We start from the raw sequence: 7,563 nt of genomic DNA, 5'->3' as shown, positions 1-7,563 counted from the left end.
TAATGAGGCGATGTACGCTTTTTCGGCATGAACATCGTAAAAGAGCGGATTGCCTTTTTTGTCAAACGACTGCGCCAGGTTTTTCAGCGTATTGTTTACATCTTCGAGTGTCAGCTTGTCGTATAAACCGTGGCCGACTTGACGGTAGGTATCGTGTTTCAGGTCGTTGATTTCGGCGTCGTGTTCCTGATAAGCGTTTTCGGCTTCGCGTTTCATCGTCCGCAGATCGTTGATCATCGCATTTACTTTTTGCGCGAGCTGTTTGGCGACTTCGGGCGTTACTTTAATTGCGCCACTTCCGGAGGCAACCTCGGCCGGCAACATCGCTTTTAAATTTTTGTCATAAACGAGCTCATCGCCCTCTATATTTTGAACGTTGCCGTTTTCGTCGAAGGTGAAATTCGACTTATTTATCCCATGTGTATCCGGATTTTGAAAGATTAGCGTATTAGCGAAATAAAGAAGGTTTCTCCCGACCTGTTGGAGTTTATTGCCGTCAAGTCTTTCTTCGCGATTAGCTGTTGCAATAGAAGGGTCTTTTGTGTATATGGTAGTCCCGTTGTGGCGGTCAAATTCGTCCCACCAACCTGCACCAACCATATCATCCGGATTAATAATCGATTTTACGTAAGAGTTATAATCTCCGTTATTAATTTCCTTCTGTTTTTCATCTGAATGCAGGTGAACGATTGAAGGGCTGTTAAACGCAACGGCATAGATATCATTGTTGACCGCGCTATATTCAGCCTCTGCGCCGCCGAGAGAATGTCCTGTTGTTGAAATGACCGTCGAAGTGCCTTTATACTTTTGTTTAACTTCCCGCACAAGTTGATCGGCTTGATCGATTTGCGATGTTTTTGTAATTAATTTATAATCTCCGGACTCAAGTATGGCAGTTTGTTCCATCGAACCAATATATCTCCCGAACGTCTTAGACGTATCTTTCGCATCTTTCTTGACGACATATTGTGTTTTATCTTTCGGATCGTTTCCTAAGACGATATGGTTAACGTCTGCTTGTTCTACGTCACTTAACGGATCCTTCCCCGGATCAGTTCCCGCAAAAGCTACAACGACGTTTTTGGGGTGGTCGGATTTCACCCACTTGCCGTTTTTATTTTCGGCCTGGGATAGAACGGCCGCATCTAACCCGGTGTCTTCGTCTGTTTTAATTTTATCAACATACCAGTAGGTGGCTCCGGAAACAGATGAATTAATCCGTATGTACTCTTTGTTTTTTAATTTTTTTCTGAGATAATCGTAGTTGTAAGAACGTTGGCTTATACGATAATAAGTCTCATCAGTAAGATTTGACTTTTTTATTTTGTTACTCACGATACACAACACCTTCCGTGTAATGGTAAAATAATAATAGGAAAGGAATGAATTTCATTTGAAAAAATACATTATTATCCTACTATTGTTAATTATAGCAGGTGGAGGGTTGTTTATGAAGCACCAATATGATGTCAAAAAAGAAGAGTCTGCACTTTTTGAGAAGGCAAAAACTAAGATGACTGAATATCTACATAATGAGTACAAAGGTATAGAAAAGATTACTTATTATGATGATTACTTTATTGATCCAACCGGAGCTATCACTGTTGAAGGGTATTTAAATGGTGATAAGTCTAAAGAGTTCGACGGTTTATATGATCCGGCGAGTGATAAAATAGGAAGCTCGTCTGTAGATGCAGAAGAAAAATAGCCCGCTCATGTGAGTCGGGCCTTTTTCGTATTTATATACTCTTCTTCATCCCGCATCGACGGCACTCCCGAAGGAAAATTCCGTCCTTCACCGAGCTTTTAAACAGCGTATAATCACAGTTGTCGCAGCGGCCATAATGAACATCCGGATATTCCTTGTAGTCGTAGATAATCGTCGTATCGTATCCTTTTGTTTCGTAATCCATTCGTCCTCAACCTCCGAATATTAGAATACGATAAATGACCGACACATTCAACGCCATTCATAGAACGAAGGAATCCGCAGCAAGCCGTTTTTCGTCTTGAACCGGTGCTTTACGCGGCACCCAATCGGCTCGATATAGGCATACCTCTCCGTTTCCTCTACGATTACTCTATCTGCATGTAGCTTCCGCCGCTCACTATACGGCATAAATTCCATCACGCCGGCATACTGGCCGTCCATGTATGAAAGCAACAGCGCATTATCTTCCTTACGCAGTCCCGTAATCAAAACGTCAGTATATTCGTAGTTCACGATCTTCAGCCAGCGATCGGATCGCTTATTTTCTGCATATGGAGCGTCTGCCCGCTTCATAACGATGCCCTCGATCTTATTTTTGCAGACTAATTCAAAATAATCCGCAGCATGGCCGCGAACACCTTCGACTACTTTAACGTTAGGATGATCGATTTTTAGACCGGCCAGCAATTCTTTTCGTTCAGTTAGCGGCTTAGACGTAACTGAAACGCCTTCTATCCGCAGGACATCAAAAACGCAAAATACTATCGGGTGAAAATTTTTTCGCGACTGGAACCGTTCCATGACGGCCTCGAAATCTCCGGCGCCAGTCGGTCCGGGCACGATAAGCTCGCCGTCTAGCACGGTGCCTTCCGGTATGTCGAGCGTTAATAATTCCGGAAATTTAGAGGTGACTTCGTTGTTGTGGCGTGTGTAGAGGCGGATTAAACCGTTATTCCTAGACGCGATCAGACGGATGCCGTCGAACTTGGTTTCCGTGATATAGTCGTCCGAGTTAAACGGCTCCTTTGCGGACTCAAGTAGCATGGGCGAAATAAACAAAAAGAATCACCTCGTTTCAGCGTAGTTACTATAATAGTATAGTAAGAGTCCGCCGAGACAAAGCGATTCGGTTGCGGTAAATAATTCCGTCATTTAAATAGTTTGCGCAGGGCTTTTCCGGCCTGCTTACCGGCTGCCCTTCGAACGATCCGTTTTCCCACGGTTCCTTTCTTGACCGCGTTCACATCGCCAAGCAAGCGAGATAGTCCGTAAAGAAAGCCGCGCGTTTTATTGATCGACATTGTTCATCGTCTCCTTTCGAACGATTTTCCCACGAAATTAAAGCGTAGGAGCCGCCGGAATGTATTGCGGGTATCTTAGGTATTGGCGGCCGCTTAACGCCTGATTTCGTGTGTTAATCGATAACCTTAATCGTCTTAAATCCGCTGCCATCTTCGTATTGATCCTTCGTAAAAGTCACGCTAATCCGATCGCCTGGCTTTGCGTCTGTGGCTTGCGGATCGAAAGAGAATCCGCCATCATCCGCTGATACCGCGTAATCTTTCCCTTCGACAATGTATTCGCGCTGGATCGTTTCTTGAGCGTCCTTAGCTTCGGCGGCCATGTCGTCAGCCAGGCGATAAGCAATATCGACATCTTCGTTTAGTTTGGCGGCGTAAAGGCCGAGAGCCGCGTTGCCTGCGATTGATAGGCCGAGGATGGCCGTTAAGAGTTTCGTTTTATTCATCGTCATTACCTCCGTATTTGTTTGCGATTGAGTATCCCATGCAACTTAAAGCCGTTTCAAAGCCGATACGGTACGCTCGACCGTTGTCCTCAAACGATACGAAAGGATATCGATAAAGTTCGAGGAGGGCTTTGATTTGATGCTGTGCTAACGGTGGTGTGTCGGACCACAAGCGTTTTATATAAAGCGTCATTACCGATTCCTCCTCGATCTAAAGAATAGAAGCGCGATAAAAACGACAGCCGAGCCTAGACCGACGCAGTCCAAGGCGGATAGCCGGCCGAAGTTCATATCCGCAATCCAGGCGAGCAAGACGACGATTAACAAAATTTCCGTGGTACCAATTCGTTTCATTCGTGTTATAATTGATTGACAAGGGGCGCAATGCCCCTCGTAGCTTATGTTCGGCGACGGTGCTTCTTGGTCGGAGGCCGTCGCTCTTTACTTTCGGATTCCTTTCGCATCTTCCGGATTTCTAAGACGATTTTTAGAATTCCGAGCCAAGTTGCGATGATTGCCGAAAGCTTCATTACGGCGTCAATCAATTACGTTCACCTCCTTTCGTTACCTTAATTATACGATATCGCATAACGTATGTCAATCGTATTTGCGAAAATTTATTCGTTATCGTATAATCGGGTTATCAAAACGAGGTGAGTACGGATGAAAATAACGGTAAGACCGCGACTGTCGGAAGTAATGAACGCGAAAGGGTGGAAGCAGATTCCGTTGTCTGAAGCGTCAGGAGTTCCGCAAGGCAGCATTAGCCGGTTCGATAAAAACGAAAGGCATCTCGATTGGCACGTATTTGCCCTTGCGAGAACACTCGGAGTGAATGTCGAGGAGCTATTCGAGGTGAAGATCGAAGACGCTGACGAATGATTGGCGTCTATTTCTTCGGGCTATCACCGTATATTTATACGTTTATATGAATAATAATGCGGACAATATAGCGGTGAGATGTCGGATGATTACCGGTATATTCTCAATTAGAATAACGTAATTGATAATGAACACGACGTGATTCGTACAAATCGGCCAAAAACACGACTTTATTCGTACATGCGAAAATGGGGTTCGCGCTTACAGCCGAAAGGGATACAGCGTTTTTTAGTCCGCAATCACTTCTTAGTCTTCTGAATCCGAAGACTAGCGGGAACTACGTTTCACTCCGTCCCGCAGAAACGCAATCATGTATATTGTATAAATAATTGTATCGCGATAAGGTCTTAATAATATCCGCGGACACGGAGGAGCGTTAGCGACGGAGTGGACGCTAGGTTTTAAACATACGAAAGGATAGCGTTAATATAACGATAATATATCAACTTTCATATCCGTAGTTGTCTATACGTAGTAGAAGGATGTAACATACGTTTCATACCGTTGTGCTATACGATAAGAGGTACCAGGTAATTACGGCAGGGTGGCGGTAGGTACGCCGCATATACGCACCGCCTGTTGCATACGGCATGGGCAGCGCTATACATATAGGAAGGGAAACGGTGAGGTACAGGCGAGAGGGACAACGTCTTGTTACCCGAACATCAGCGAGACCGTGCCGGAGGATAAGCCCTTCCGAAACTCACGGGGTCATCCGACCAATACCGCCGACCTACTACCGATATGCAGTATCTTATACATACCGGCCCGCACCGCATACTTGTAGCATCGTTGATCTGACGCTGTTTCTCGAATGCATAATATAAGTTCGATTGATTGCGAAGAAGAACATACGATAGACATAGTCATGTCAACGTTTCGTTCGATTGTTCAATGTAACAAAAAGTGTTTGTGTTACATTCGATATGCAAAACGATGAATGTTTTATTCAACGGAATTTTTTTTGCGATGGCCCTCCCCCCCCAGGCCGCCCCGAACAACCCCGGGCGACTGCTGTTCAGAACTTGCGCACAATTTTTCGAACTCGGGGCGTAACTTAAACGGAGGAGATGACGTAATGAAATTCGAAACTAAAGGCGGAGTGACACTTGAACTGCGTAATGCTTGCGAAGAGGTTGTCGAAAAGTTGAACGTCGAGACAACGCCAATCAGAATCGGTGATATTCCCGATAATCATAGCTAACTCAAACGGAGGTGATTACGATGTTCATTCCAATTCATGCACTATCGGAAGGTGACAAGGATCTATTGCGGAAGTTGGTCGCAGAACTACTCGAACATGGTGAAGCGATAGCGGTTGGAACGGACGACGACGGTCTTGAAATGAGTTTAAGTTTTCGGAGCCAGCATCCGATTGTTAAGTTCGTCGAACATATATCCCGGGATGATCGCGAATGAACTACGAAGAAGAAATTCGGAATTCAAACGGCACCGCCTCAGCGTTAGCAGACGACATACATCCGTTAAGGAAATCGTTTTTATTAGCGACAGCAAAGATTGACTCCGTTTTAATTGCGGTAGGCAAGTGGATTGACGAATAAATTAACGCAAAGGAGGCGGAATCGTGGCGGTACAATGCGACGAGTGTCTAAAAGATTTCGATGTTCAGCCGAAGGAACATCCGCTGAATAATTCCGGTGTAGAAGAAACGTATTTCGAATGCCCGCACTGTTCGAAACACTATACGGTACTTATAACGGACCGTGAAACGAGGAAATTAATCCGCAAGGTAAATCAGCTACGTCAAACGGATGATTCCGTGAAAGAAGCGGACGAGATTCAGCGGCAGATCAAAGCGAAGGTTGACGCGCTTAAAGAGGAATACCGAAGGACATAACGATTTACACGCGCAAATCACACGGAATTAGACGTTTTAGCCTTCTCCGAGAGTATTCGGTAGGGAAACGGTTAGAAGCGCTAATTTCGTGTATTTTTATACGCAATCAGAACGAGGGTGATCCGAATAAGGGTCGCTCTTTTTGTGCTTGCGTTGCCTACGGGCCTTTCCGGAATGTGCTTCCGAGCCTTCCTGTGCGCAGGCGATCCTAGGGGTGCATGTTCCTCGGTGGCGATGCGGTCTCCAAAACCGCGTGGGCAGGTTCAATCCCTGTCGCCCCTGTACAAAAGGGTCTTGCAGATGCTCACGGAAAAAGGAGGGATCGAGTGCTGATAGATATTAGAGACCCGGACACTATGAAAATTAACGGAAAAGGGTGCTTCATTCTTACGAAGAACAAGCATGCAATCCATCTCGAAAATAACGCGAGCAGTCCTCATGTGATGTTGGAGGATTTCCCAGATTACGGTTTGGTGAAAACGTCTTTCAAGGATAAGCTGCGTCTAACATTTCGGGTGATTAAGTTTATCTTTCAATAAACGAAAAAGGAGACGATGTGAATGGCGGAATCAAAGCGCGAATCAATCGGCAAAATTAAAATCGACTTGGATGTGTCCGACGCGATAACCGGACTCAAGGCGGTTCAACGCGAAGCGAAGGCGGCGACTAAGGCGCTTGCGGAGTTTCAGGACCTAGCTGAACGGCTCGGTGAGAAACCGTTAGCTGACGGTTGGGAGGCCGCTAGAGTATTGCGAGAAGTATTCAAAAAAGCACCGAAGTCTTAAACCTCGATGCTTTCGTAAGCTTCCGATATCTCTTCCGCAGTGATCCCGATGTACTTGGCCGTATCGCGCTCGCTCGAATGGTTGAGAATCACCATGATTCGCGAAAGCGGCACGCCGGACTGATAAAGCCGGTATCCAAACGTCTTGCGTAGCGTATGCGTACCGATACCGCCGATCTTATCGTAAATGCCGGCTCGTTTGGCTGCGTCGCTTAGAATGCGGTAAGCCTGGACGCGGCTGATCGGCTCGCCGCCTTTGCGGCTGGCAAATACGTAATCATCGTCGTCACCTTCGAGTTGGGAAACGATTTTGAGAACGGAAGAGCTGAACGTAATCACACGCTTTTTCTTGCGTTTCTTCTCCCATAAGGTAATCGAATTCTGGCCGCGAAGCTGTCCGATTTTAAGAAGCCGCAAGTCGCTGATCCGCAGGCCGAATGCCGTGCCTAATTGCGCCAGCCACTGATCACGGCCCGGCTTGAGCGCCTTTATGAACTTGTTATAATCGCGTTTTGACTTTATCGGAAAAACTTCGTTCGCCATGTCGATTCACCTCTATGTAACTTATAAATATTTTTGTT

14 protein-coding genes and 1 tRNA gene are annotated in these 7,563 nt (G+C 45.8%); 8 read left to right on the top strand and 7 right to left on the bottom strand.

What is annotated here, in order from left to right:
- Positions 1 to 1,335, bottom strand: a 1,335-nt coding sequence (locus MHB72_RS22780) for a lipase (protein ID WP_340904452.1), incomplete at its 3' end; no start/stop codon positions are given.
- 58 nt (positions 1,336 to 1,393) lie between these two features.
- Between MHB72_RS22780 and MHB72_RS22775 the strand changes: the two genes are divergently transcribed.
- Positions 1,394 to 1,708, top strand: a complete 315-nt coding sequence (locus MHB72_RS22775) for a DUF1433 domain-containing protein (RefSeq protein WP_340904451.1) — start codon at positions 1,394 to 1,396, stop codon at positions 1,706 to 1,708.
- A gap of 31 nt (positions 1,709 to 1,739) precedes the next feature.
- Here the strand turns inward: MHB72_RS22775 and MHB72_RS22770 are convergent, their stop codons facing one another.
- The 5 genes from MHB72_RS22770 to MHB72_RS22750 all read right to left on the bottom strand — a co-directional run bounded on the left by MHB72_RS22770 (position 1,740) and on the right by MHB72_RS22750 (position 3,651).
- Entirely contained in the window at positions 1,740 to 1,913 is a 174-nt protein-coding gene (locus tag MHB72_RS22770) for a hypothetical protein (RefSeq protein ID WP_116523388.1), read from the bottom strand.
- Positions 1,914 to 1,960: 47 nt separating this feature from the next.
- Entirely contained in the window at positions 1,961 to 2,770 is an 810-nt protein-coding gene (locus MHB72_RS22765) for an ATP-dependent DNA ligase (protein WP_340904446.1), read from the bottom strand.
- Between the two features lie 89 nt (positions 2,771 to 2,859).
- Complete coding sequence (locus tag MHB72_RS22760) at positions 2,860 to 3,012, bottom strand: hypothetical protein (RefSeq protein ID WP_035428434.1); 153 nt, start codon at positions 3,010 to 3,012, stop codon at positions 2,860 to 2,862.
- A gap of 113 nt (positions 3,013 to 3,125) precedes the next feature.
- Positions 3,126 to 3,458, bottom strand: a complete 333-nt coding sequence (locus MHB72_RS22755) for a hypothetical protein (RefSeq protein WP_340904444.1) — start codon at positions 3,456 to 3,458, stop codon at positions 3,126 to 3,128.
- On the bottom strand, positions 3,451 to 3,651 hold the full coding sequence (locus MHB72_RS22750) for a hypothetical protein (RefSeq protein ID WP_340904441.1): 201 nt from the start codon (positions 3,649 to 3,651) through the stop codon (positions 3,451 to 3,453). The genes MHB72_RS22755 and MHB72_RS22750 overlap by 8 nt, the downstream gene beginning before the upstream one ends.
- A 470-nt stretch (positions 3,652 to 4,121) precedes the next feature.
- Between MHB72_RS22750 and MHB72_RS22745 the strand changes: the two genes are divergently transcribed.
- From MHB72_RS22745 to MHB72_RS22715, 7 genes are all read left to right on the top strand, one after another.
- Positions 4,122 to 4,340, top strand: a complete 219-nt coding sequence (locus tag MHB72_RS22745) for a helix-turn-helix domain-containing protein (RefSeq protein WP_048350788.1) — start codon at positions 4,122 to 4,124, stop codon at positions 4,338 to 4,340.
- A 1,078-nt stretch (positions 4,341 to 5,418) separates the two neighbouring features.
- Positions 5,419 to 5,544 (top strand): hypothetical protein, encoded by a 126-nt coding sequence (locus tag MHB72_RS22740; protein WP_340904439.1) that lies wholly within the window; start codon positions 5,419 to 5,421, stop codon positions 5,542 to 5,544.
- A 65-nt stretch (positions 5,545 to 5,609) separates the two neighbouring features.
- Complete coding sequence (locus MHB72_RS22735; protein ID WP_340904436.1) at positions 5,610 to 5,759, top strand: hypothetical protein; 150 nt, start codon at positions 5,610 to 5,612, stop codon at positions 5,757 to 5,759.
- The gene (locus MHB72_RS22730; protein WP_340904431.1) at positions 5,756 to 5,902 is read left to right on the top strand and encodes a hypothetical protein; all 147 of its coding nucleotides are present in this window, start codon (positions 5,756 to 5,758) and stop codon (positions 5,900 to 5,902) included. Before MHB72_RS22735 ends, MHB72_RS22730 begins: the two co-directional genes overlap by 4 nt.
- A 23-nt stretch (positions 5,903 to 5,925) precedes the next feature.
- Positions 5,926 to 6,198 carry a hypothetical protein gene (locus MHB72_RS22725; protein ID WP_340904430.1) on the top strand — a complete coding sequence of 91 codons (273 nt, stop codon included), beginning with the start codon at positions 5,926 to 5,928 and terminating at the stop codon, positions 6,196 to 6,198.
- A gap of 210 nt (positions 6,199 to 6,408) precedes the next feature.
- Positions 6,409 to 6,480, top strand: a tRNA-Trp gene (locus MHB72_RS22720).
- Between the two features lie 278 nt (positions 6,481 to 6,758).
- The gene (locus MHB72_RS22715) at positions 6,759 to 6,983 is read left to right on the top strand and encodes a hypothetical protein (RefSeq protein WP_340904427.1); all 225 of its coding nucleotides are present in this window, start codon (positions 6,759 to 6,761) and stop codon (positions 6,981 to 6,983) included.
- On the opposite strand, the gene MHB72_RS22710 is transcribed toward MHB72_RS22715, so the two are convergent.
- A complete protein-coding gene (locus tag MHB72_RS22710) occupies positions 6,980 to 7,525 on the bottom strand; it encodes a tyrosine-type recombinase/integrase (protein ID WP_340904426.1) in 546 nt (181 codons plus the stop codon). The two genes, MHB72_RS22715 and MHB72_RS22710, sit on opposite strands and share 4 nt — an antisense overlap.
- Between the last annotated feature and the right edge of the window lie 38 nt (positions 7,526 to 7,563).

Source organism: Bacillus sp. FSL K6-1284, assembly GCF_038002625.1.
Lineage (GTDB): Bacteria > Bacillota > Bacilli > Bacillales > Bacillaceae > Bacillus > Bacillus paralicheniformis.
Note: the sequence above shows the minus strand (reverse complement) of the source record. Positions and strands in the feature narration are given on the sequence as shown.

Coding starts and splice junctions, on each gene's coding strand:
- MHB72_RS22770 (WP_116523388.1), bottom strand. CDS start 1,913: ATGGATTACGAAACAAAAGGATACGATACGACGATTATCTACGACTAC.
- MHB72_RS22760 (WP_035428434.1), bottom strand. CDS start 3,012: ATGTCGATCAATAAAACGCGCGGCTTTCTTTACGGACTATCTCGCTTG.
- MHB72_RS22755 (WP_340904444.1), bottom strand. CDS start 3,458: ATGAATAAAACGAAACTCTTAACGGCCATCCTCGGCCTATCAATCGCA.
- MHB72_RS22750 (WP_340904441.1), bottom strand. CDS start 3,651: ATGACGCTTTATATAAAACGCTTGTGGTCCGACACACCACCGTTAGCA.
- MHB72_RS22745 (WP_048350788.1), top strand. CDS start 4,122: ATGAAAATAACGGTAAGACCGCGACTGTCGGAAGTAATGAACGCGAAA.
- MHB72_RS22740 (WP_340904439.1), top strand. CDS start 5,419: ATGAAATTCGAAACTAAAGGCGGAGTGACACTTGAACTGCGTAATGCT.
- MHB72_RS22730 (WP_340904431.1), top strand. CDS start 5,756: ATGAACTACGAAGAAGAAATTCGGAATTCAAACGGCACCGCCTCAGCG.
- MHB72_RS22715 (WP_340904427.1), top strand. CDS start 6,759: ATGGCGGAATCAAAGCGCGAATCAATCGGCAAAATTAAAATCGACTTG.
- MHB72_RS22710 (WP_340904426.1), bottom strand. CDS start 7,525: ATGGCGAACGAAGTTTTTCCGATAAAGTCAAAACGCGATTATAACAAG.